20 protein-coding genes are annotated in these 23336 nt (G+C 46.1%); 15 read left to right on the top strand and 5 right to left on the bottom strand.

Translation table 11 applies throughout. The features are described 5' to 3' along the window. Positions 1-29 precede the first annotated feature (29 nt). Complete coding sequence (locus J2Z66_RS05000; RefSeq protein WP_209970245.1) at positions 30-1106, top strand: zinc-dependent alcohol dehydrogenase; 1077 nt, start codon at positions 30-32, stop codon at positions 1104-1106. Between the two features lie 64 nt (positions 1107-1170). After that, positions 1171-2331, top strand: coding sequence for a mandelate racemase/muconate lactonizing enzyme family protein (locus J2Z66_RS04995; RefSeq protein WP_209970244.1), 1161 nt, complete (start codon positions 1171-1173; stop codon positions 2329-2331). Positions 2332-2401: 70 nt separating this feature from the next. On the opposite strand, the gene J2Z66_RS04990 is transcribed toward J2Z66_RS04995, so the two are convergent. Then, complete coding sequence (locus J2Z66_RS04990; RefSeq protein ID WP_209970243.1) at positions 2402-2881, bottom strand: DUF4871 domain-containing protein; 480 nt, start codon at positions 2879-2881, stop codon at positions 2402-2404. A 776-nt stretch (positions 2882-3657) separates the two neighbouring features. Continuing rightward, positions 3658-4323 carry a GntR family transcriptional regulator gene (locus tag J2Z66_RS04985; RefSeq protein ID WP_209970242.1) on the bottom strand — a complete coding sequence of 222 codons (666 nt, stop codon included), beginning with the start codon at positions 4321-4323 and terminating at the stop codon, positions 3658-3660. A gap of 176 nt (positions 4324-4499) precedes the next feature. Here J2Z66_RS04985 and J2Z66_RS04980 point away from each other — a divergent pair, with 176 nt between their 5' ends. Continuing rightward, positions 4500-5990: a M81 family metallopeptidase gene (locus J2Z66_RS04980; protein WP_209970241.1), complete on the top strand. Its 1491-nt coding sequence runs from the start codon at positions 4500-4502 to the stop codon at positions 5988-5990. 12 nt (positions 5991-6002) lie between these two features. Then, the gene (locus tag J2Z66_RS04975; RefSeq protein WP_209970240.1) at positions 6003-6764 is read left to right on the top strand and encodes an SDR family NAD(P)-dependent oxidoreductase; all 762 of its coding nucleotides are present in this window, start codon (positions 6003-6005) and stop codon (positions 6762-6764) included. Positions 6765-7103: 339 nt separating this feature from the next. Here J2Z66_RS04975 and J2Z66_RS04970 read toward each other — a convergent pair whose 3' ends face one another. Next, the gene (locus J2Z66_RS04970) at positions 7104-7568 is read right to left on the bottom strand and encodes a DUF2691 family protein (protein ID WP_209970239.1); all 465 of its coding nucleotides are present in this window, start codon (positions 7566-7568) and stop codon (positions 7104-7106) included. A gap of 236 nt (positions 7569-7804) precedes the next feature. On the opposite strand from J2Z66_RS04970, the gene J2Z66_RS04965 reads away from it, so the two are divergent. Beyond that, a complete protein-coding gene (locus tag J2Z66_RS04965) occupies positions 7805-8605 on the top strand; it encodes an SDR family NAD(P)-dependent oxidoreductase (RefSeq protein ID WP_209970238.1) in 801 nt (266 codons plus the stop codon). Beyond that, positions 8599-9546 (top strand): aldo/keto reductase, encoded by a 948-nt coding sequence (locus J2Z66_RS04960; protein ID WP_209970237.1) that lies wholly within the window; start codon positions 8599-8601, stop codon positions 9544-9546. Before J2Z66_RS04965 ends, J2Z66_RS04960 begins: the two co-directional genes overlap by 7 nt. Positions 9547-9614: 68 nt before the next feature. Here J2Z66_RS04960 and J2Z66_RS04955 read toward each other — a convergent pair whose 3' ends face one another. Further along, positions 9615-11600: a methyl-accepting chemotaxis protein gene (locus tag J2Z66_RS04955; protein ID WP_209970236.1), complete on the bottom strand. Its 1986-nt coding sequence runs from the start codon at positions 11598-11600 to the stop codon at positions 9615-9617. Positions 11601-11843: 243 nt separating this feature from the next. On the opposite strand from J2Z66_RS04955, the gene J2Z66_RS04950 reads away from it, so the two are divergent. The 6 genes from J2Z66_RS04950 to J2Z66_RS04925 all read left to right on the top strand — a co-directional run bounded on the left by J2Z66_RS04950 (position 11844) and on the right by J2Z66_RS04925 (position 18030). Then, positions 11844-12776 carry a phosphate ABC transporter substrate-binding protein gene (locus J2Z66_RS04950; RefSeq protein ID WP_209970235.1) on the top strand — a complete coding sequence of 311 codons (933 nt, stop codon included), beginning with the start codon at positions 11844-11846 and terminating at the stop codon, positions 12774-12776. Positions 12777-12938: 162 nt separating this feature from the next. Further along, positions 12939-13874, top strand: coding sequence for a phosphate ABC transporter permease subunit PstC (gene pstC / locus J2Z66_RS04945; RefSeq protein ID WP_245375265.1), 936 nt, complete (start codon positions 12939-12941; stop codon positions 13872-13874). Continuing rightward, positions 13871-14728: a phosphate ABC transporter permease PstA gene (gene pstA / locus J2Z66_RS04940; RefSeq protein ID WP_209970234.1), complete on the top strand. Its 858-nt coding sequence runs from the start codon at positions 13871-13873 to the stop codon at positions 14726-14728. The genes pstC and pstA overlap by 4 nt, the downstream gene beginning before the upstream one ends. Beyond that, positions 14729-15487 carry a phosphate ABC transporter ATP-binding protein PstB gene (pstB, locus tag J2Z66_RS04935; RefSeq protein ID WP_209970233.1) on the top strand — a complete coding sequence of 253 codons (759 nt, stop codon included), beginning with the start codon at positions 14729-14731 and terminating at the stop codon, positions 15485-15487. It begins immediately after the preceding gene. A 53-nt stretch (positions 15488-15540) separates the two neighbouring features. Beyond that, a complete protein-coding gene (gene phoU, locus J2Z66_RS04930) occupies positions 15541-16200 on the top strand; it encodes a phosphate signaling complex protein PhoU (RefSeq protein ID WP_209970232.1) in 660 nt (219 codons plus the stop codon). Positions 16201-16236: 36 nt separating this feature from the next. Beyond that, complete coding sequence (locus J2Z66_RS04925; RefSeq protein ID WP_209970231.1) at positions 16237-18030, top strand: GGDEF domain-containing protein; 1794 nt, start codon at positions 16237-16239, stop codon at positions 18028-18030. Positions 18031-18080: 50 nt separating this feature from the next. Here J2Z66_RS04925 and J2Z66_RS04920 read toward each other — a convergent pair whose 3' ends face one another. Continuing rightward, positions 18081-18830 carry an HAD family hydrolase gene (locus tag J2Z66_RS04920; RefSeq protein WP_209970230.1) on the bottom strand — a complete coding sequence of 250 codons (750 nt, stop codon included), beginning with the start codon at positions 18828-18830 and terminating at the stop codon, positions 18081-18083. Between the two features lie 138 nt (positions 18831-18968). Between J2Z66_RS04920 and polA the strand changes: the two genes are divergently transcribed. The 3 genes from polA to J2Z66_RS04905 all read left to right on the top strand — a co-directional run bounded on the left by polA (position 18969) and on the right by J2Z66_RS04905 (position 23309). Then, on the top strand, positions 18969-21620 hold the full coding sequence (polA, locus tag J2Z66_RS04915) for a DNA polymerase I (RefSeq protein WP_209970229.1): 2652 nt from the start codon (positions 18969-18971) through the stop codon (positions 21618-21620). Between the two features lie 19 nt (positions 21621-21639). After that, positions 21640-22491: a DNA-formamidopyrimidine glycosylase gene (mutM, locus tag J2Z66_RS04910; protein ID WP_209970228.1), complete on the top strand. Its 852-nt coding sequence runs from the start codon at positions 21640-21642 to the stop codon at positions 22489-22491. Between the two features lie 65 nt (positions 22492-22556). Continuing rightward, entirely contained in the window at positions 22557-23309 is a 753-nt protein-coding gene (locus tag J2Z66_RS04905) for an MntP/YtaF family protein (RefSeq protein ID WP_209970227.1), read from the top strand. Positions 23310-23336 lie beyond the last annotated feature (27 nt).

The following is a 23336-nucleotide window of genomic DNA, read 5'->3' as shown; positions in this document are numbered from 1 at the left end:
TTTTGGCATGACTGGAAAGGAGGGTTCACATGTCTCATAGCACACAGCAAATATGGGAGTGGACGGGTCTCGATAAAGTAGAGTCCAGAGAGGTTCAACGTGATGAGCCCGGAGCCGGAAAGGTCGAGGTGCGCATTAAAGCTATTGGTATCTGCGGAACAGATCTACATATTATGGATGGTCACTTTCCCTTTGGCAGTCCGCCGCAGCCGCTTGGTCATGAGCTTTCGGGTGTTGTGGAACGAGTCGGTAAGGATGTAGCCGGCTGGGTGCCAGGCACACGCGTGTGCATAGATCCGCTGATCGGCTGCGGCGTTTGCATGGAGTGCTTATCCGGCAGCAAGCACCGCTGCCCGGAGGGAGTGGAAATCGGTCTGCACATTCCGGGTGGCTGGCAGCAATTTCTCCATGTGCCAGCTGACAATTTGTACAGGATCGCAGACGAAGTTACTTTCGAAGAAGCGACGCAAGCCGAAACGCTGCACTGCTGCCTGGGCGGGATCGATAAGCTGGATATCCGCTTGGGAATGCATGCAGCCGTCATTGGCGACGGTCCGACTGGCCTGTACTTCCTGCAGTTATTGAAGGCATCAGGAATCAGCAAACTGACTTTGATTGGAAGGCAGGAAAGCAGGCTGCGTCTGGGCAAGGAGCTGGGAGCGGACGTTACGATTTTTGCGGATGAGGCGCAGAAGCAGAGGTCGGAGCCGGGGCAGATGCAGAAGCAAGAGCTGGAGGAAGAGCTGCAAGAGCAGAAGCTGGAGCTGGAGGAAAGCTGCGATATTGTGATTGACGCTGCGGGCAATGAAGCTTCGATTGCACTTGCCATACGTCTTCTCCGCAAGGGAGGGCAGCTGATGTTGTTCGGGCTGCCGGCGAATCCGGTGCCGGTTGACATTCAGCAAATCGTTTTGAAGGAGCTGCGGCTGATTGGGACGACTAACGCCCCTGACGTTTGGCAGCGTGTAGTTCAGCTGCAGGCAGACGGCGGAGTACGGGTCAAGCCGTTGATTACGCAGACATTTACTTTTGATCAGCTGGACCAGGCAATTTCTCTTGCGAGAAATGAACCTGCGGAAACGGTGAAGATTATAGTTACGGTGTAAAAAAAAGACAATAGCTTCTCTAACTTATATCATATCTTACAATCATACAATTGGAGGAAATACGATGAAAATAACAGCAATCAAGACACATGCGATTCAAATTCCTTTTCATAAAGGAGAGAAATGGTCTGGCGGGACGCGATACAGTGCTCCATCCCTCATTGTTCAAATTGAAACGGACGAAGGCTTAATTGGTGTCGGTGAATCCGTAGGTCCGACAATTCCTGTGATTCAGGCGGTTGTGGAAAAGGAGTTTACACCCTTCCTGATTGGACGCGACCCAATGGAACTGGAATCGATTCTGCATCAGCTTGAGGAATACAGTGTGAATTGGAAACAAATCGCTTATTATGGCTTGGCTGGTGTGGAGATGGCACTGCTTGATTTGCGTGGTAAAATTTTAAATACACCGGTCTACAATCTACTTGGGGGCAAATGTAAATCCGAGGTGGAGTTTGCCGGGTACATTTTCATTGATACACCGCAGAAAAACGTGGAAGAAGCGCTTGCCTTCACATCACGCGGTTACCGCGAATTAAAGCTGAAGGTGGGCAGAGATGTCGATCTGGATGTGGAACGTGTAAAAGCTGTGCGTGAAGCCGTTGGTCCCAAAATCAAGATCCGCATCGACCCGAACCAGAACTGGAGCGTTCCAACAGCCGTCAGGGCGATTCGCAGAATGGAAAAATATGACCTGCAAATGGTCGAGCAGCCAACTCCTTATCATGATGTGGAGGCCATGGCCGCTGTTGCCCGTGCGGTGGATGTGCCAATTACGGCAGATGAAGGTTGTGCTACGCTGGAGGATGCGCTGCGTTTGATCGACAAACGGGCTTGTGCTTGCTTTACCGTGTATCCATCCGAAGCTGGGGGACTGCTGAAAGTGAAGCAAATTGCCGATTTAGCCACACAGGCTGGCGTTTGGTGTATTACAGGAAGCTGGGCAGAGACCGGGATTGGCACATTGGGTAACGTTCATTTGATTGCTGCGTCAAGAAATTTCCCTTTTGCCAATGATACACATCTCGACTTCATGACAGGAGATATCCTTAGTAATCCTTTAGAATTCAAGCAAGCTAAGATTGCGGTTCCCGACAAGCCTGGATTCGGTATTGACCTTGATCTTAATAAGCTCGCGAAATACAGTAAAGATCTTGTGCGCGAAATGGTGTTCTATGACAAGGAAGATTCAGGATTCCAGCCTCGTACCGGACAAATTTTATAGATTTGTGCAGCTGGCGTGTGCCGATATTCAATCGGCGCACGCTTTTTACGTTTTACTTGATCACGAATCTTTACGAATCTCCCCTGGCCAATATAGTAATACTTCCAAAATAAACATCACCCAAATAGGCGTCCAGCCTCCACAATCCTGGAGTTGGAATTTCTATGCTAGAGGGAATGTGAGCATCCGCTCCATTGTTAGGCCCGCCTAATTTCCCTTCATATTTCCACACGGTTTCCTGATCATCTGTCCCTGATCCCACTACTAATACTTTTTCTACCTTTCCTGTTTTGAGTTCAACGCCCTCAACTTTAAAATCTTCGCGGTTAATTTCTTCTTCATTATTGAACCAAAAATGCCACATATATTTATTTCCTTTACCAGCGACAAATCCATCAGTTAAAACTCCTATTCTTCCTTCGATCCCCTGAAGTCTAAAATTACCGCTAATAAAATAGGGGCTGATTTCCTCACTTGCTTGTTTTTCTTGACAGCCAATCAGGATGATGATCAAACAGAAAGTGAAAACAGCTAATGATACTCTTTGCACGTGCAGCTAAACACCTCCATTCATTCAAATAATAAAACGAGTATTAGTATAGTCTGCAGCCTCTTAGATAGTTACTAGCAATATTGCATATTTAATTCCAATATAACCCATTTACTGATGATCTTCAAATGTTAATAAGTTGCCCACAATCAACAAATGAACGTGCTTCTAATACGGATTGTCCATATGTAAACCAAAAAAAGCCATTGGATTGAATACACCCGATGGCCTTTTTTTAACAGGTAAGAAAATTCAAGTTGACTTAACGATGTTTTTCATCGTTAAAGTAAGGGTTTGCGGTCAATCAGTCACTTTAATGATGATTTTCATCGCTAAAAGTGGGCGGAGGGCTTCTCTGGGTGGGGAAAAGGAGTTTTAACGATGTTTTTCATTGTTAAAGTAAGTTGTGGAGACGACTTCGTGCTTTTAACGATGAAAAACATCGCTAAAGTAGCAGATCCTTCGAGATCCTTCTCATCTGCGCTCGTTCTTCATCCCTAGCGCCTGTACCCAGTAGGAAATCTCATCTAATCAGGAGAAAATTGGTTGCAGTCCGTTTGAGCTTGATGTTCGTACGATTCGTGCGAATGTAGCTAAAGAGAGGGAAGGGCTGTGGGCGGAAGTAGCGTCCTCCTTTAAAGATTTGTTCCTACCACCTCATTTATACCATTCAAGGGAACAAATCTTTAACAGCGGCTGGAGCCCGCAGCCCTTCCCTCACGTAACGCTCCTAAGTTTCGAACACGCACATCAAAGTACGCCGCAAAAAGTTTTTTTTATTTATCCTCTAAAAAGCCACTATTGAAATCCTCGATATGACGAGTTAGCTCTTCGTAAATTTCAGCGAGATTGCCTTCTTTGATTTTGGCGAGAAGCAGCTCATGGTTATGCCACAGATCGTTGAAATCTTCGTATGTTTGCCCCTGAACGATAAAGTGGAGGCGAATCCGATTGAAGATCGTAGTCCAGATGCCAAGCAGGTTAGGCACGTTGGAGAGGGTGACCAAATACTCGTGAAAAGCCAGATCGCAATCCACAATTTTATGCAAATCCTTCTGTGCGGCCCCTTCCTTCATGTCGGCAATGATCTGGGTAAGGCGCTCAATCTGAGGCTCTTGGATGTTCGGCAGTGCTTTGCGAATGGCAAATAGTTCAATGGTAAGCCGAATGGGAACCAGTACTTCCATAACCTCCTCAGCGGAGATCTCAGCGACCATCGTTTCTTTGTAAGGCTGGGAGTTGATAACCCCTTCCTGCTCCAGCATGCGCATGGCTTCACGGATCGGTCCGCGGCTAACCCCCATTTGTTTGGCCATATCTACCTCACGGAGGCGGTCTCCGGGCTTTAATTTACCTTGAAAAATCGCTTTGCGGATATCGTCAGTAATTTTATGGCGTAAGGAAGTCATCTTTTGTTCTTCAAAACGAAAGTCACTCATCATTCATCATACTCCTTGCCGATTTTGAACTTGCTTCTATTATTACCTATATTAGCGGAAAAGAAGGACGAAGTAAACATTACAACTTATTATTGTAGACAATCGTACAATTATATTTTATACTTTAACCATTATAGCTCAGTATTGTTATTAAACCTGGTTTTGAAGGAGAGAAGAGTATGCGGATATGGGTAGGCGGCATTCTTCAGGAAAGCAATACATTTAGTCCGAAAAAAGCTTCAATGGACGATTTCTACAGTCATATTTATTTTGTGGGCAGTGAATTGGAGAAAGTCACTATTTCAAATGAATTCAATGGCTTCCGCCAAGCTGCAGCTGAAGTAAATGCGGCATATACGCCAGGATTTTTATGCCAGGCAGTCTCGTCAGGTGTTTTTGAAAAACAGTCATTTGAACAATTAAAGGAGCTGCTGAGGCAGCAGGTGAAGCAGGCTATTGGCTGTGACGGTGTCTATTTTGCCCTGCATGGTGCCATGGTAGCTGAGGGCTGTGATGATGTGGAAGGGGAACTGATACATGAAATCAGGCAAGTGATTGGCAGCGACATCCCGCTCGTCATTTCGCTTGATTTGCATGCCAATGTAACGCAGCGGATGGTTGGTCTGGTGAACGGGATTGTAGGCTACCGGACTTATCCTCACATTGATTTTATCGAAACTGGCTATGCTGCCGGGAAATTGCTGTTTTCTATTGTAAGTAAAGAAAAGCAACCTAGCATTGCGCTGCGTAAAATTCCGATGATCGTACCTGCAGAGAACAGTCAGACTATGCGTGGTCCCTTCGCAGATTTATGGAAAGAAGCGGAAGCAGGGGAACAGCGCGGCGATTCACTGGCTACTTCCCTGTACCCCGTGCAGCCTTGGCTGGATATCGAAGAGATGGGCTCTGCCATTGTAGTAGTAGGCGAGGATCAGGCGAGGGCAGAGCAGGAGGCCGATCGGCTGGCTGAGCTTTTTTGGAATAAAAGGCATGAGTTCGATATCAAGCTTGTTCAAGTTTCAGACATCGTTCAATTAGCTTTACGTGAGAAAGGCGAGGGCCCTTTCGTTATCTCCGATTCGGCTGACAGTCCGGGTGCAGGTTCAACAGGGGACAGCAATTATGTACTGCGGCAGCTGCTTGAGCTTGGTGTTCAAGATCAGCTTTCCTGTCTGCTAACCATGGTAGACGCTCCTGCTGTTGATAAAGCTATTGCTGCAGGCGTAGGCCAGCAGGTAGAATTAACTGTAGGTCATACACTCAGTCCAGGTTATGGGGAGCCCTTCACAGTTACGGGAATTGTTTCTATAATAGGCGACGGCAATTTTTACTTTCAAGGCGGCACTGTTGCCAAAAATACACAAGGCCACATGGGACGCTGCGTCGTTTTGAAAATAGGACGAATATCTGTGCTCCTGAAGGAAATGGCTGTTTTTACAGGAGATCCGGGGATGTACCGTTCTGTCGGGCTTGAACCTTTGCAGGCTGACATTGTGCTTGTTAAATCGGCCAATCAATTCCGGGCTGATTATGAGGGGATTTCCAAGCATATTTACATATTGGACACTCCGGGCAGCAGCACCGCCAATTTAACGTCTCTAACTTTTCATAAGCTGCAAAAACCATTTTTTCCGTTTGAGGATAATTTTAATTGGAAGCAAGCTAAATAGGAGGAATTCATTGTGAGACTAAAAGACAAAGTTGCTATTATTACGGGCTCATCCCGCTCCATCGGGGCTTCCATCGCCAAACGTTATGCCGCGGAAGGTGCTAAAGTAGTCGTGAACTACCGTTCTCATCCAGAGCTTGCCCAGCAGGTAGTCGATGAGATTGTTAGCCTGGGCGGAGAAGCATTCGCATATGGTGCTGACGTATCTAAAGAAGAAGAAGTAAATGCCATGGTGGAAGAAACGGTTCGCCGCTATGGAACGGTGCACATTCTGGTGAATAATGCAGCCATGGATCCGCGCAGGAAATGGTATGAAATTACTTCAGAAGAATGGGATTACATCATGGGAGTCAATGTGAGATCGCAGTTTTTGTGTGCAAAAGCTGTTTTTCCTTCGATGGAAGCTCAGGGCTATGGCAAAATCATTAACGTCTCCTCGGTCACTTATTTTACCGGGCAAGCGAATTTCCTTCATTATGTGACATCCAAAGGTGCCATAGTGGGCTTCACCCGGGCCTTGGCCCGTGAGGTAGGAGCGCAGAACATCACAGTAAACTGTATTACCCCAGGGGCTGTATACACCGAAACGGAGATTGAAAAGGTCGGAACGGAAGTTATCGACGGTGTGGATGAGTATCTTGCAGGTGTACAATGTTTCTCCCGCCGTGAAATCAGCGCTGATCTGGAAGGCGCCTTTGTATTTTTTGCCTCGTCGGATAGTGACTTTATTACAGGGCAGACGCTTAATGTTGATGGCGGTTGGGTGATGCATTAATTCATTATTCTAAATATAAGCCACAAGATCATAGGAGCCACAGGATCGCTGCGAAGTGATCTTGTTGGCTTTTTTTTTACAAATAGAAAGTTTAAGAGGGAATCTGGTTTCTATCACTTAACGATGTTTTTCATCGTTAAAGCAAGTTCTTCCAGTCAATTAGCCGCGTTAGTGATGATTTTCATCGTTTAAATAGGCCGGATGGAAGCTCAGGGTGGTAAAAAGGGATTTTAACGATGTTTTTCATTGTTAAAGTATGGTTGTGTAGGCGATCTCATGCTTTTAACGATGAAAAACATCGCTAAAGTAGAGCTCTTCATACCCAGCGTCTTGCAGATGTCATACCGATAGCCTCGTTCTTGTATCATTTTCATCAGTAATATATTGAACATCTATAAAACCACAATCGTGTGCATGGTTAAATAGCAATTCGAGCTTTCCCTTATTTTTGCAATAGAGGGTTGAATAGCAACTATCTGCTACCAACAGAACAAGTTCACATTCACTTTGTGTAAACTCCTCATAAGTCTCCATTTTGGAAATAGTATGGCCCTTTGGATAGGCTTGCAGGTCAGCGAAAATAATATAATAGGTATTGTTTACTAGCAGATTTTTGAGAACAGTGCCCTCAATAGTTGATATATCCTCAGCGAAAAGATTGTTTCCTATTTCCCCCTCCAGAATTATGTAGGCTTCTTCTCTACCAAGCTGCCAATTGAAATCCTTCGTGTCAAAGGGTTTGAGTATGTCTCCAAGAAAAGAGCCGTATTCATTTGGGATTTCAAAAGCAATTCCTCTGTTCATAAATGTCACGCTCCCAATTCGTTATTCGTATTCGGTTTCCTTCATTCTAATTGATTTTGTAGCAGCGGCGATAATAAAAAATATTGACAAGAAATTGACGAATCGCTAAGCTAATATATAAGATATAGTATGGTCTAACCAAATTGAATATTAGTGAAAAAATGGTCATGTAAATAGGTAGGAAATAAGGTTGAAGTGTCTAAAAAACAATATTTCTAAGGTGGAGTGATGACAGAATGGGCGTTGGGGACATGTTTCGATTGGATGGAAAGGTAGCAGTTGTTACTGGAGGATCGGGCTTATATGGCTCTCATATTTGTGAAGCGTTAGCAGAGGTTGGGGCGACTGTGATCGTAGCATCTCGAAATCTTGGGCGCTGTGAGAAGCAGGCAGCTGTTCTGCGGGAGAAGGGCTTTGAAGCAGGAGCCATTGCACTAGATCTGGCTGATGAGCAAAATATCGAACAGTTTGTGCAGGAAACCATAAGCAGGTATGGCCGTATTGATATTCTGATCAATAATTCCGTGTCCAGAGATGGCTTGAACGATATTGAGAAAACAACATCTGAAGGCTGGCTTCAAGCACAGCAGGTGAACGGACTCGGACTTATGCTGCTTACTAAAGCAGTCGTGACAACGATGAGAGAGCGTAAGGAAGGAAGTATTATTAATATTTCCTCCATTCAAGGCATACTTGGACCTCATTTTCCAGTATACGGTGATACAGGTATGACTAGCGGAATCGAATATACGTATGCTAAATGGGGCATGGTCGGGATGACCAAATGGCTGGCCAACTATTATGGTAAATATAATGTAAGGGTGAACTGTATTAGCCCGGGAGGCTATAATCCGGTTGGTACTGATCAGGAAATTGCTTCAGATGAATTCCTGCGTAATTACACAGCTCGTACACCACTAGGACGAATGGCTGACGAAGATGACATTAAAGGGGCGATAGTCTACCTAGCGTCTCAGGCTTCCAAATATGTAACCGGACACAATCTCGTGGTGGATGGCGGGTGGAGTAATTGGTAGAAAGCATCACAACTTACAGCAGTGTAAATGGGCTGACTCTTTCCAAGCTGATGCTTGGCACGGCACAGTTGGGGCTAGCCGGATACGGTGTCAATAATCGGGCCGAGGTTGTGGACGCCGAAGCTATTTTAGCATATTGTCAAAATAAAGGCATCAATTGCTATGATACTGCGCACATCTATGGAGATGCGGAAGTGAAGATTGGACAGTTCTTCCAAGGGAAAGAGACCCCCTTTATTGCATCGAAGCTGAAAATTGACCTTAACCTTACTTCATTAGATGAGGTCGAGAGGCAAATGATTGCAAAGACCGAGTCGATCCTGGAACGGTTGCAAATAAAGTCGCTCCCAGCCCTGCTGCTGCATGAGCCTTATACGTTGGTGGCATATGGGGAGAAAGTTATACAAGTGTTAAATAAAATGAAGCGGGATGGCTTGATTCAAAGAGGCGGCTTATCTTTGGACGCGGATTCAGGTGAGCATTATCAAGAATGCGCTGACTTAATTAAAGATGATGTTATTGAGCTGATACAAGCGCCTATGAATTTATTTGATCATCGCTTGGTTCACTGTGGTGCCTTGGAGGATTTTAAGAAGGAGCATAAAATAGTTGTCATCAGGAGCGTATTTTTACAAGGACTTTTCTTTCATGATAGGCAAACGCTGCCAGAGAATCTGCGACCAGATGGAAGTGCTATGCTTAAAAAGCTGGATGATATCGCGCTATCGGAAGGCATATCTTTAGCTCAGCTTGCAGTCTCGTACATCCGTGATTTGGAAGGTGTTCACAGCCTTGTGATAGGAGCGGAGAATGCGCAGCAGATCGCGAATAATCTGGATTTACTTGCTGGACCGTCCATTTCGGAGCGAACTAGAGAACTGATTGACCAGACCTTCAAGGAAGTTCCAAAGCTGCTTGTTACGCCTGCAATGTGGAAATAATGAATGTCGGATTGATGCATGTGTAAAATCAACGGGGGACCCAATGTTCCCCCGAATCTCCATATTTATTAGACGCTGATTAAAGTCTTTTCTTCCTTTTTTCCTGCAGTATCTTCATCTTTAAGAGTCTCTGAACTCTGATCCCTGTTTTTCTCGCCTCTTGATTCGATTGGATCTACATTTCCCGCCGCGCTACTACCACTATCATACATCCTATCAATCACCATATCGTTCACGGCCAAAACCTCCGCCTCTTCTACGTTCTGATTCATCGATTCCTCTTTGCTCTCATTTTCCAATTGCACCAATTGATGCGCCGCGGCACGCTCGTCGTCTGTATCGATCAGAAACCTGCTGATTTCCTGAAAAAGCTTTTGCGATAAATCCAGAATATCGTCGGACTCCTCAGCAATTCGATGCGTGGAAGCATTTTGCTCGATCGAAGTAGCGTTCACTTCCTGGACACCGGCAGCGGTTTGCTGGGCGATCGCGGAAACTAATTGAACGGACTCTACAAGCTCGTCATTTTTTAAGCGGGCTTGTTCTGTTTTTTCATGAATTTGTGTGATTTGGGAAGCGATCGATAGCATCGATTGTTCAATGATTTCGAAGGAATCCAGTGTTTCTTCGACTTTAGTGTTTTGGATATGTGCACTTTCTCCTGCTTCCTGCATGATGCTTTGCAGATCTAGAATCTGCTTTTGCAGGGAGAGGATGATTCTCGCAATACTTTTGGAAGAATCATTGGTTTGTTGGGATAACTGACGGACTTCATTAGCGATAACGGAGAAGCCTTTGCCATGAACACCTGCCCGTGCTGCTTCTATAGCGGCATTCAAGGCCAAGACGTTCGTCTGGGTAGATATTTCAGTAATGGACTGAACAATCTTACCGATTTGTATAGAGCTCGACGATAGAGTATTCATAGCGGTGTTGATTTTGTGCATAACTTCCTGGGAGTGCTCGTGAGAATCTTTCAGGGCCCGGACAGACGAGGAGCCTTTGTGGGTATTAGAGGATGCTGAGGCACTCGTCTGTCTCATTACATCTGTATATTCGGTAATGTGGATCATCTTCGTTTCCAACTCGGTAATAATGTGCGTGCTTCGCTCAGTTTGCACCGCCTGTTCATCCGCCCCCGCAGAAATTTCATGAATGGCTTTGAGTAAATTTGTGTTAGCCAAGGCTGTGTGCCGGGAAAATGAATGAAAGGAATGAGCATGGTCGGTTAAAGATGAGGCAATTAGCTGCGTATTGGTCAGCATATGACGGACTTGGCCGACCATGCTGTCAAAGCTGCTGCTAAGTTGTCCCAGCTCGTCTTGAGAGCTTGCATTGATCTGATGTCTTAAATCACCGGAAGCAATGAGCGCAACCGCCTTTTGCAAGCGGACTATAGGTCTTAGGAAGGAGCGGATTAGCCATATTGCAATTCCTACTGTAACGAAAAAGACTAGGAAAGCTACAATCAGCATGACACGGCTTGTTTCATTCAGCTTAGTTGTGGAAAGGGCAATGGCTTGCTCTGCATCTCCAGCGTAGGTCACATAAAACTTATCGACTAACCCGAATATCGTTTCCTTTAGAGCTTGAGATTCCGTATATAGATGAAACAGATTAGATTCCAGATCAGAAGGCTTCATACTTGTGTCCTGAACCAGTCGCGCAGCGTTATCGAAGTTATCGATATAATCTACGGACGCTTGGATCATTAAGCTTCTTGTTTTTTTCAGCTCAGGCGTAGTGGCCGTTTCTCCGATCCTTTTCACCATTTCGTTGTAGATAGGCCTCTTACTATTATATTTCTCTATGTATTCAGCATTTTTGGATATTTCCAAACCGGATGCAATAATGTTGAGCTCCTGCACCATTTCTTTAAGCTCGAGCGCCATCACCTTCAAGCCTACCTTATCATTCTGGTTGTACATACTTAACTTAATCTGCGCGACCTGATTCAAATTAAACAAAGCCACGGCAAGAAAGACAAGCAGCACACCGGCAAAGCTGGCAATCAGTTTGACCCGGAATGTAATCGTTCGTTTTCTCTTTCCCATCTGTATGTCCTCCGCTTCTATATATATCCGCCCGACATCTTTTACTTAAGTGCCAGGATCCTTCTATTACTATAAGCTCTTTCTATTAAATGAAGCCTCCCTCTTTGTTAGAAGGATGTAAAAGTATGTAAATGAAAGCCGTGAAAAAACTTTTACATTACGTTTACGTTTCGTGGGTTTGGAGTTTACATTTGCTTGATAAGATGACTTAGGATGATAAATAAAAAGGAGGACATACTGAATATGTCAAAGTTCATTTCGAAAAAAGGTCTAGCCATTGTTTTTTGCGCGATTATGTTAATGGGGGTTCTAGCAGGCTGCGGTAAAGCTAAAGAAGATGAAAATGCTGCCTCGCCTACACCAAGTGCTTCTACGGAGGCAACTGCTTCACCATCACCATCGGCATCAACCACACCAGCTGGTGAAGAGCTTTCCGGTACAATTACAACATCGGGTTCCAGTGCACTTCTTCCAATGGTTAAGCAAGCCGCTACAGATTTCATGGATCTTCATCCGAAAGTATCCGTTAGCGCAACTGCTGGCGGTTCCGGTAAAGGCGTTAAAGATGTAGCAGACGGTAATTCTGATATCGGAAACTCCGATGTGGAGTATTCTGCAGAATACAATGATAAAGGCCTTGTTGATCATATCGTTTCTATCGCACCTTTTGCATTAATTGTTAACAAAGATGTTACTGTTGATAATCTGACTAAGCAGCAAGCTGCTGATATATTTACTGGTAAAGTTACGAACTGGAAAGAAGTTGGCGGTAGTGATCTGAAAATTACGCTGATTCAACGTCCTGACGGTTCCGGTTCACGCAAGCTTGTACAAAAACTTGTTCTTGATGGTGCTGAATTTACAAAAGACGGAATTACGCAAGAAAACAGTGGTGCCATGAGAACTGCAGTATCCCAAACTGCTGGAGCTATTGGTTACATCGATACACCTTATGTGGATGAGTCTTTGAAGGCTTTGAAAATGGAGGGTGTTGAACCTACTGAAGAAAACATTAAAAATGGCTCTTACACGCTTTATGGTGTAGAGCATATGTACACCAAAGGTGAAGCTACAGGCATAACAAAAGCATTTATCGACTTTATCCTAAGCAAAGAGTTCCAAGAAAACCAAGTTAGAGAGCTTGGATTCTTACCTGCTGATATTTTGAAGAAGTAATCATAGATGATGGAAATAAGGATAGTGCACACGCACTGTCCTTATTTTTGCCTAAGGTGGTCTCAAAAATATTTACATTCGCTTAACAATTGTTGGACTGTCGATTTACAATCATCGATTATCATAAGCTATAGTGAGATTTTGGAAAAGGGGGATCTACCATTGGAATCGGTGGCAGACAAGCTAATGAAAGCAGGGGAACGCAGCATGAAACCGGTGAAGACGAAATGGACGAAAGGTCAGTATAGACAGGACAACCTGATGCGATATGTGTTTGTAGGCAGTGCGGTCCTGGTATCGGCAGTTATTTTCTCCGTCATTATTTTTGTCGGGATGCAAGGGCTAAGAACCTTTGAGGGAGTCAGCCCCTGGGAGTTTTTCTTCTCTACAGACTGGACACCTTCGCAGAACAAGTTTGGAGCATTTCCGTTTATCTACAGCACATTGCTGCTTACGCTTATTTCAGTCGTCTTGGCCGTACCACTAGCTTTATCAGGTGCTCTATTTATGGCCAAAATTGCTCCCAAATGGGCACGTGAAATTCTCAGACCTGCTGCCGATTTATTTGTAGGTATTCCTTCGATCGTGTACGGATTTATCGGGCTTACGGTCATCATTCCGTTCATAGCCAAAGTAACAGGGGGCATTGGTTATGGGATTTTGCCAGCGGCCATCATTCTGGCCGTTATGATCATGCCGACAATCCTGTCCATATCTGAAGATGCTATCCGTGCGCTCCCTGGCAGGCTGGAAGAGGCTTCATTGGCACTAGGGGCGACCAGATGGCAGACGATGTGGCGGGTGCTGCTTCCGGCAGCAAGGCCTGGTATTATGACGGGAGTTATCCTTGGTATGGGTAGAGCGATAGGAGAGACCATGGCCGTGTTTGTGGTCATCGGGAACTCACCGCAAATGCCGAAATCCTTGCTGGATTCGACAACCGTTCTAACGACAGCGATTGTGAAAGACATGGGGAATACGAATTATGGAACCACATGGAACAATTCATTGTTCATGATGTCATTTATTTTGTTACTAATATCGCTAGGGCTTATCCTGATTATCCGGATCGTGTCCAAGAGGAGTGAATTGAAATGACCAGCAAATCAGCAGACCGGTTGGCGACCATCTATTTCTGGACGGCAGGCGTAGTTATTATTATGATCCTGGCCTGGTTTCTGGTTCGCATATTGGGTGAAGGTGCTCCCTACTTGAACTGGAACTTTATCTTCGGTAAGCCTGAAGAAATGAAAGCTGGAGGCGGGGTAGGACCTCAGCTGTTTAACTCCTTTTACATTCTGTTCCTGTCTCTGGCTTTCTCGTTGCCCATTGGACTTGGTGCAGGTATTTATTTAGCGGTATATGCGCAAAAAAACAGATTCACCGATTTAATCAGAATTTCTGTAGAGGCTTTGTCCTCGGTACCGTCGATTGTGTTCGGGCTGTTCGGATTTCTGTTGTTCGTTAATTTGATGGGCCTGAAATTCTCGATTATTGGCGGCGCCGCGACACTGTCCCTGCTGAATCTGCCCGTATTGGTACGTGTAACCGAGGAGTCACTTCGCACTGTGCCCGAATCCTATTGGGAAGCCAGCCTTGCGCTCGGTTCAACCAAATGGCAGGCCATCCGCAAAGTATTAATTCCGGCTTCTATGCCAAGCTTGATCACGGGGATTACGCTTGTTGCAGGCAGGGCGCTAGGGGAATCAGCTATTCTGATTTATACCGCCGGTCTTTCTGTATCAAGAATTTTCCCGGACTTTAACCCTCTGAAGATGGGGGAAACGTTATCCACGCATCTATGGTATGTTCAAGCCGAATCCCTTGTGCCTGACGCCAAAGAAATCGCCCAAGGCAGCGCGGCTTTGCTGCTGATTGTGGTTCTTGTGTTCAACCTTTTGGTGGCTATACCTAGCCGAATTTTACAAAAAAGATTATCTGGAGGGAAATAAATGCAGAAGACAAAAATTAAAGCAGATAAATTAAATCTTTATTATGGTGATAACCACGCCCTTCATGATATCCAATTACAAATTGAATCGAATTCGATTGCTGCTTTGATCGGACCTTCGGGCTGTGGTAAATCCACCTTTCTAAGAACGTTGAATCGGATGAATGATTTGATCGATAGTGTACGTATTACCGGAGATGTGATTGTGGATGGCCAGCATATATACAACTCTGATGCGGATGTTGTGTCCTTGCGCAAGCGGGTAGGTATGGTGTTCCAGCGTCCAAATCCATTCCCAATGAGCATCTTCGATAATATTGCTTACGGTCCACGCATTCATGGAACCAAGAAGAAAGCTGTGCTGGATGAAATTGTGGAACGCAGCCTGGTTCAAGCTGCACTTTGGGATGAGGTCAAGGACCGGTTGAACAAATCCGCACTGGGCTTGTCCGGAGGCCAGCAGCAGCGTCTTTGTATCGCCCGCCTTCTGGCCGTTGAGCCTGAAGTGCTTTTGATGGATGAGCCGACTTCAGCACTGGATCCAATTTCTACGCTGAAAGTTGAAGAGCTGACACAGACATTGAAAGATCGTTATACGATTATTATTGTGACTCATAACATGCAGCAGGCGGCGCGGATATCGGATATGACCTCGTTTTTCTTGAACGGGATACTGGTTGAAACGGACAAAACAGACAAAATTTTCACCAACCCAAACGACCAAAGAACAGAAGATTATATTACTGGCAGATTTGGTTAAGAGCTGCAAAGAAAACAAGCTGCATATAAAAAACCAAACTAAGGGAGATGTATATGGACACGAGATCTGGGTTTCATCAGTCGCTTGAGTTGCTGCAAACGGAATTATTGGCAATGGGAAATAGTGTGGAAAATTTGATTCACCAAGCCGTAGATTCATTAACCCGCCTCGATGAGAAATTAGCCCATGATATTATCGAGAGTGACGATCATATTGATGATTACTTAACAACCATTGATGAACTCTGTCTCCGGCTTATTGCGCTGCAGCAGCCCATGGCCAGTGATCTTCGCATCATCGGTACAGCGATCAAAATCGCAACAGACCTCGAACGAATAGCCGATCATGCTGTCGATATTGCCAGAATTACCCTGCGTTTCTCCGGTGAAGAGCTGGTGAAGCCGCTGGAAACGATTCCGCAAATGGCGGAAATTGCCAAGGAAATGCTGCGGGAGAGTCTAATTTCCTACACGGAGCGTAACGTTCACAGAGCTGCAACCCTTGCGGAAAAAGATGATCTTGTGGATAAATTATACAGCAATGTGATGCAGGAATTAATTTCCATGATGGGTGTAGATTATAACCGCAACCGCCAGCTCACGCATTTAATCCTTGTGGCGCATTATTTGGAGCGTGTAGCTGACCATGTGACGAATATTGGCGAAGGCGTCATTTATATGGTCGCAGGCAAACGAAAAGATCTCAACATTTAAAGCAAGTGAAACACGATAGGTGAGGGATGATGAAGAATGAACCCTGAGCGGCATATACGAGAGCCCAATTCTTCGATTAGCGAAAAGCTGAGTACAGAATTTCGCCGCATCATAGAGCAGCATGCCATCTATTGTGTATATCAGCCGATTGTCTCCTTGCAAGACGGAGCCGTTTACGGGTACGAAGCCTTGACGCGTGGTCCGCGCAACAGCATCTTTCATTCTCCAATGGAGCTTTTTAAGTATGCCGAAAAGACAGGAACCTTGTATGCACTGGATAAGATGGCTCGTGAAAAAGCCATACAAGGCTCCATATTAGATCATGATCAGCAGCTATTATTTATTAATATTTCATCAGAAGTCATTTATGATCCTCAGTTTATCCCAGGAAAAACATTGGAAATTTTACAGAAGTATGGATTGGATCCCCGCAATGTAGTATTTGAAATTACAGAACGAAGTTCTATCGAAGACTTTGCTCTGGCCAAAAAAATATTGGAGCATTACCGTAAGCAGGGTTATCGCATTGCCATTGACGACGCAGGGGCCGGATACTCCTCTCTACAGGCTATTGCCGAGCTTCACCCGGATTTTGTGAAAATTGACCGTTCACTTATTCAGGATATTCACACCAATAAAATCAAGGAATATATATTGGAAACCTTCGTCACATTCGCTCAGAAAATGAATATCCAGCTTATTGCTGAAGGTATAGAGCATCGCGATGAGCTAACGAAGCTAACGCGTATGGGCATTCATTATGCCCAAGGCTACCTGCTGGGAAAACCCGAGCTTCATCCTGCTTCCATCTCTGAGGATCAGCGCGGGTTGATCCTTGAGTATCGTAAGCTGCATAGCGGCGGAACTTCATGGTCCATTGGCGATCTTGTGACACCGATCCAAATGTTCGACCGCAAAGCGATCATTTCCGAGGTGGCCAACTATTTTAAAATAAATGTGGATGCGGTTGGGGCTGTTATTGTCAGCGATGATGTACCAGTAGGCTTGATCATGCGCGAGCATTTGTTCAGGCAGCTTTCGGCCCAGTATGGGTTTTCGTTATTTTGGAACCGTACGATTGATCATGTGATGGATGAATTTCCGCTCATTGTGGATGAACAAATGGCCGTGGAATTGGTATCCCAGATGGCTACTTCACGCTCTATTCAAAATTTGTATGATCTGGTGATCATCACAAGCAGCAATAAAATGGCCGGGGTAGCTTCCATCCGAACGATTCTGGAGAGCATTACGAATGTCCGGATGGAAACTGCCCGGGTAGCCAATCCATTAACGGGCTTGCCCGGTAATTTGCAAATTAACCGTGATCTCCATAAACGGTTGAAGGAACAGAAAACCTTCAGTGTCATTTACGCTGATCTGGATTATTTCAAATGGTACAATGACCGCTTCGGATTTCAAAAGGGAGATCAGCTGATTCAATTTACCGCTGATATTTTGCAGCAGGCGATTGCGGTATGCGGTTCACTCTACGATTTTGTCGGGCATGTCGGCGGAGACGATTTTATTGCCATTTCCATGATCCCGAATCCTGAGCTTCTCTGCCAAGAGATGATCCGCCGCTTCGAGCAGGGCGTGCATCGCTTCTATGGCGGGGAGGATTGGGACTACATAGAAGACAGAAGCGGGAACCGTATCCAGAGCGAAGGAGTGACGCTGTCGCTATCTCTTGTAGTCTGCCAATGCGAATCCCCGGTATCTTTGGAGCAAATATCCTATGCATCAGCCATTCTGAAGAAGAAAGCCAAAGCTTATAACGGAAGCGTCTACTTCTCCCACCATATCGGAGCCGCGGGGGCTGCTATCTAGAGGGCATCTAAAGGCATCCAGAATGTATCCAGAATGTATCTAGAATGTACCTAGAAGGCATCAAGCAGATGCTTGAAGGCGCGAATAATAATGACCTTTTGTTTCCCTAGCTTTTTTTGGGAAACTTTTTTGATGTGGGCTGCATGAATCCAGATGGCATCCATCCCGCATTTTGTAGGACCTACGACATCATTCTTCCAGGAGTTTCCGACCATTACGCATTGCTCAGGAGTAACCTTCATAGCCTCCATAGCCGTTTCATAAATAGCAGATTGCGGCTTGCGGATTCCATCTCTTTTGGAGCTGAACAAGCGATCCTCGCTAATCCACTTGTCGAGCTTCAGGTTGGCTAAATTCGATTCCAGCCTGGTCCGTTCCCCGTTGCTGATAATAGCCAGCTTATAACGCTCTGACAAGGCCTCAAGCGTCTCCATAACCCCAGGAAATACTGTGACATAGCTGTCCTCTTCCTGCTCTACCCGGGAGAAGAAGCTGCGCGAGAAGGCCGGATTGACTGCGACGGGAAAAGGCTGCAGCCCCTTTTGCAAGCAGATCTGCCTGAGTTCCTCCGGAGAGACCGGCTGCCGGGGCGACAACCGGCGCTGCCGGCTCCATTCCAGCTTATAGCTGTGAAGGGCATCCTGCGAGGTCCAGGTGAAATCGTCCGGCTCCCACCTGGCGGTGTATTCGTCGATCACTTTAACAAAGGCGGAGTCAAAGCATTGACGACGGTCGACCAGCGTATTGTTCATATCAAAAAAAATAACCTTTTTTTGCGAAGGGGAAAACAAAGGGCTCATTGCGGCATTCCTCCTTACCAAGCCATTTTCGAATCGGCATTTATTTTTCCTTATTATGTTTATGTTCGGAATCGTTTTTTTATTTAAGTTTCGTATGCTATGATGGAGGTAGTATGTCTAAAATCGGGGTGTGAGCTTATGGATAAATTAGTGATCATTGATGGCAATAGTATAGCAAACCGGGCCTTCTATGCCCTCCCCCTGCTTAGCAATTCAAGCGGGCTTCATACAAACGCGGTATTTGGCTTCACGACGATGCTGCTCAGATTAATCGAAGAGCAGAAGCCGACGCATTTTCTCGTTGCTTTTGATGCTGGCAAAATCACGTTTCGTCATAAAGATTATAAGGAATATAAGGGAGGACGCACGAAGACTCCACCTGAGCTGTCCGAACAATTTCCGCTGATTAAAGAGCTGCTTAGAGCTTTTCGCATTCCGCAGTTTGAGCTGGAAGGCTATGAAGCAGATGATATTATAGGAACCCTGACGCGGCTTGCCGATGAGAAGGGTGAAGAAGTGCTGGTCGTATCAGGGGACAAGGATATGCTGCAGTTAGCCTCCAATCATGTTACGATTGCATTAACCCGCAAAGGGATCAGTGATGTAGAGCTCTATAATCCTGAGGAAATCAAAGAAAGATACGGACTTGTGCCGCTGCAGATTATAGATTTGAAGGGACTTATGGGCGACAGCTCAGACAATATTCCCGGAATTCCTGGTGTAGGAGAGAAGACAGCACTTAAGATGCTGCTGGAATATGGTTCTGTGGAAGAGGTACTCAGCCACGCCTCCGAGCTTAAGGGCAAGATGAAAGAAAAGGTGGAGCAGCACGCTCAGGATGCTATTATGAGCAAAGAGCTGGCCACGATCTTCCGTGAGGTTCCTATGTCTTCCGAATGGGATTCCTTTCAGTACCCGGGCATTGACCCGCAAGCTTTAAGAGCCTTTTATCGTAAGCTGGAGTTCAAATCACTGCTTGAGAAGATGGAGCCTGCCGGTGAGGGAGAAGACTCACTGGGACAGGCGGAAGAAAAGCTGGCATTTATCGCTGTTACGGAAGATAGTCTGGCCGAGCTTACTGAATCGCTTGGTGACAGCGCGGCGCTGCATGTGGAAGTGATAGGCGAGAATCCGCATCAAGCTGATATTGTGGGACTGTCGTTTTTTGCGTCCGACAAGTGCTGGTACTTGCCATTTGAGCTGCTGCTCAGTGAAGGTGGAGCAGGGATTAAATCCTGGCTTGCCGATGAGACGAAGAAGAAACAGCTCTTCGATTCACACAAGGCGAGGCTGGCGCTGGCCTGGAAGGGCACTCCCCTTGCTGGCGTTAATTTCGATTGCTTGCTTGCGGCCTACTTGCTCGATCCGACAGAGTCGACACTTACGCTTAATGGCATGGCGTACAAGCATGCTCTGCCCGCCATTAGGGCAGACGAGGATGTGTTCGGCAAAGGCGCGAAATTTCGCCTGCCTGAGCTGGCTGCACTGAGCGAGCACTTGTGCCGCAAGGCGGATACGATCCGCCGCGCCGTGCCTGTGCTTGAGCAGGAGCTGGATAAGAGCGAGATGCGTGACCTCTTCTTTGAGCTGGAGCTGCCGCTTGCAGGTGTGCTGAGCGAAATGGAAATGAAGGGCATCAAGGTGGATGCAAGTGGCCTTAGGCTCTTTGGCGAGGAGCTATCCAAGCAGCTTGAGGGCATGATGAAGCGGATTTACGAGCATGCTGGCTTGGAGTTTAATATTAATTCACCGAAGCAGCTTGGCGAGATTCTGTTCGAGAAGCTTGGGCTTCCTGCCTATAAAAAAACGAAAACCGGTTATTCCACCGACGCTGAAGTTCTGGAAAGGCTGGCGCCTTATCACGATATCATAGCAGAAATTCTGAATTATCGTCAGATCGCCAAGCTGCAGTCTACTTACGTGGAAGGGCTGCTTAAGGAAGTACGTGAAGAAACAGGCAAGGTGCATACGTATTATAGACAGACCATAGCTGCAACAGGAAGGCTGAGCAGCCAATTTCCCAATCTGCAGAATATTCCGATCCGGCTTGAGGAAGGCCGCAAAATCCGCAAGGTATTCGTTCCCTCCAAGCCCGGCTGGCAGATCCTTGCAGCAGACTATTCACAGATTGAGCTGCGCGTGCTTGCTCATATTTCCCAGGATGATAATTTGAAGGAAGCTTTTCTGCAAAATATGGATATTCACACCAAAACCGCAATGGATGTGTTTGGTGTTGCCGCGGATCAGGTTGATTCGAATATGCGCCGTCAGGCCAAAGCAGTTAACTTTGGAATCGTTTATGGCATCAGTGATTATGGATTATCCCAGAACCTTGGTATAACACGGAAGGAAGCAGCGACTTTCATCGAGCAATACTTTGCCGTGTTCCAGGGAGTTCGTAAATATATGGACGATATTGTATTGGAAGCCCGTCAGAACGGGTATGTAACCACATTGCTGCAGCGCCGCCGCTATTTGCCGGAAATCACGGCATCGAATTTCAATATTCGATCCTTTGCTGAGCGGACTGCGATGAATACGCCTATCCAGGGAACGGCTGCAGATATCATCAAGCTTGCCATGGTGCAAATGTCACAGCGTCTTCAGCAGGACAAGCTGCAAAGCCGGATGCTGCTGCAGGTGCACGATGAGCTGGTATTTGAGGTACCTGAGGACGAGCTTGAGATCATGGAGCGCATCGTTCCAGAGGTTATGGCTGGCGCACTGAAGCTGGACGTGCCGCTCAGGGCCGATGTCAACTATGGGCTAACCTGGTACGAAACGAAATAGGAACGGAGGCTTAACGCGAATGCCGGAGCTGCCAGAAGTAGAGACCGTGAAAAGAACGCTTAATGTACTAGTAGCGGGGAAAACAATCAAAGAGGTAGAGGTTCTACTGCCTAGAATTATTCAAAAGCCTTCGGACATTCGCATGTTCGAATTTCTATTGCAGGGCCAAACGATTCAAACGATTGAACGTAGAGGCAAGTTCCTGCGATTTGTGCTAAGCGATTACGTGCTGGTCTCCCATCTGCGGATGGAAGGCCGTTACGGCTTATATCCTTCAGAGGAAGCGCTTGAGCTGCATACACATGTCTTATTTCATTTTACAGATGGTACAGATCTTCGATATAAGGATGTTAGACAATTCGGTACGATGCATCTCTTCCCTAAAGGTGAGGAGCTGGTCCAGCCTCCGCTTCACAAGCTGGGACTGGAGCCGCTGGATGACGAATTTACTTTGGAAGCTTTTCGTCAGCAGATTGCCAAGAGAACGACAAAGATCAAGCCGCTGCTGCTGAATCAGGCATACATTGTAGGCATCGGGAATATTTATGTGGATGAGTCCTTATTTTTGGCAGGTATTCATCCGGAACGTGAAGCTTCCTCGTTGACTTCTAAAGAGCTGCAAGTGCTCTATGAAGCCATTATTCAGACACTGCGTGATTCTGTAGAGGTCGGAGGCTCCTCTGTGAAATCATACGTCAACGGTCAAGGCGAGATTGGCATGTTCCAGCATCAGCTGCGTATTTATGGACGTAAAGCGGAAGCCTGCTACGCATGCGGCAGCGAAATTCAGAAGACCGTTGTTGGTGGTCGTGGTACTCATATTTGCTTGACCTGCCAGCCCCTTAAACGGACAAGAAAGAAGAACCAGTAAAGATAGGCACCGTTCACTCCCTCCTTCCATATGATGTGTTGTATGCATTTTGGAGGAGGGGTATCATGTTACCTGTGATTTCTTTGCTTATTCTCGCGTTCGCCGTCAGTCTGGATGGATTCGGTGTAGGCGTGATGTACGGCTTGCGCAAAATTCGTATACCCTATGTGTCCATAGGTATTATCTCGTTATGGTCGGGTATTATTATTTTCGGATCGATGCAAATAGGGGTGTTCATGTCTTCTTTGCTGCAGCCTGCAATCGCCAAATCCATAGGCGCCGTCATTCTAATCGGAATTGGGATTTGGGCACTGATACAGATGCTTCAGCAGAAACACCAGGAATCCGACAACGCAGTCGTGGTATTGTCTGAAGGTGATGCAGGGCCAGTATCTGAAGCCGGAGCCAATCCCCGCGTTTTAACGACAGGGTATGCAGAGAATACTGTTGCAGATGCGCTTCAAAAAACAAAAAAGATTGTTTACATTGAGCTGAAGCGTTTTGGCCTTGTTATTCAAATCCTGCGAACACCATCCATAGCGGATGTAGACAAATCCGGTTATATTTCTGCTTCCGAGGCTACTTTGCTGGGTGTTGCGCTTTCTTTGGACGCATTTGGAGCAGGCATTGGAGCTGCTTTGATCGGTTTCACACCGCTGCTCACGGCTTCGGTAATTGCTTTTGCCAGCGGTACGTTTATTGCTGTGGGTCTTCGGGTCGGTCTGCGCTTTGCTCAAAGAGCTTGGATGCGCAAGCTTTCTGTACTGCCAGGTTGTGTACTTATTCTTATGGGAATTTTGAAGCTGATGCAAGGGTAAGGATTTGATGATAGACAAAATTGGGAA

Source organism: Paenibacillus eucommiae (assembly GCF_017874215.1).
Lineage (GTDB): Bacteria > Bacillota > Bacilli > Paenibacillales > NBRC-103111 > Paenibacillus_AI > Paenibacillus_AI eucommiae.
Note: the sequence above shows the minus strand (reverse complement) of the source record. Positions and strands in the feature narration are given on the sequence as shown.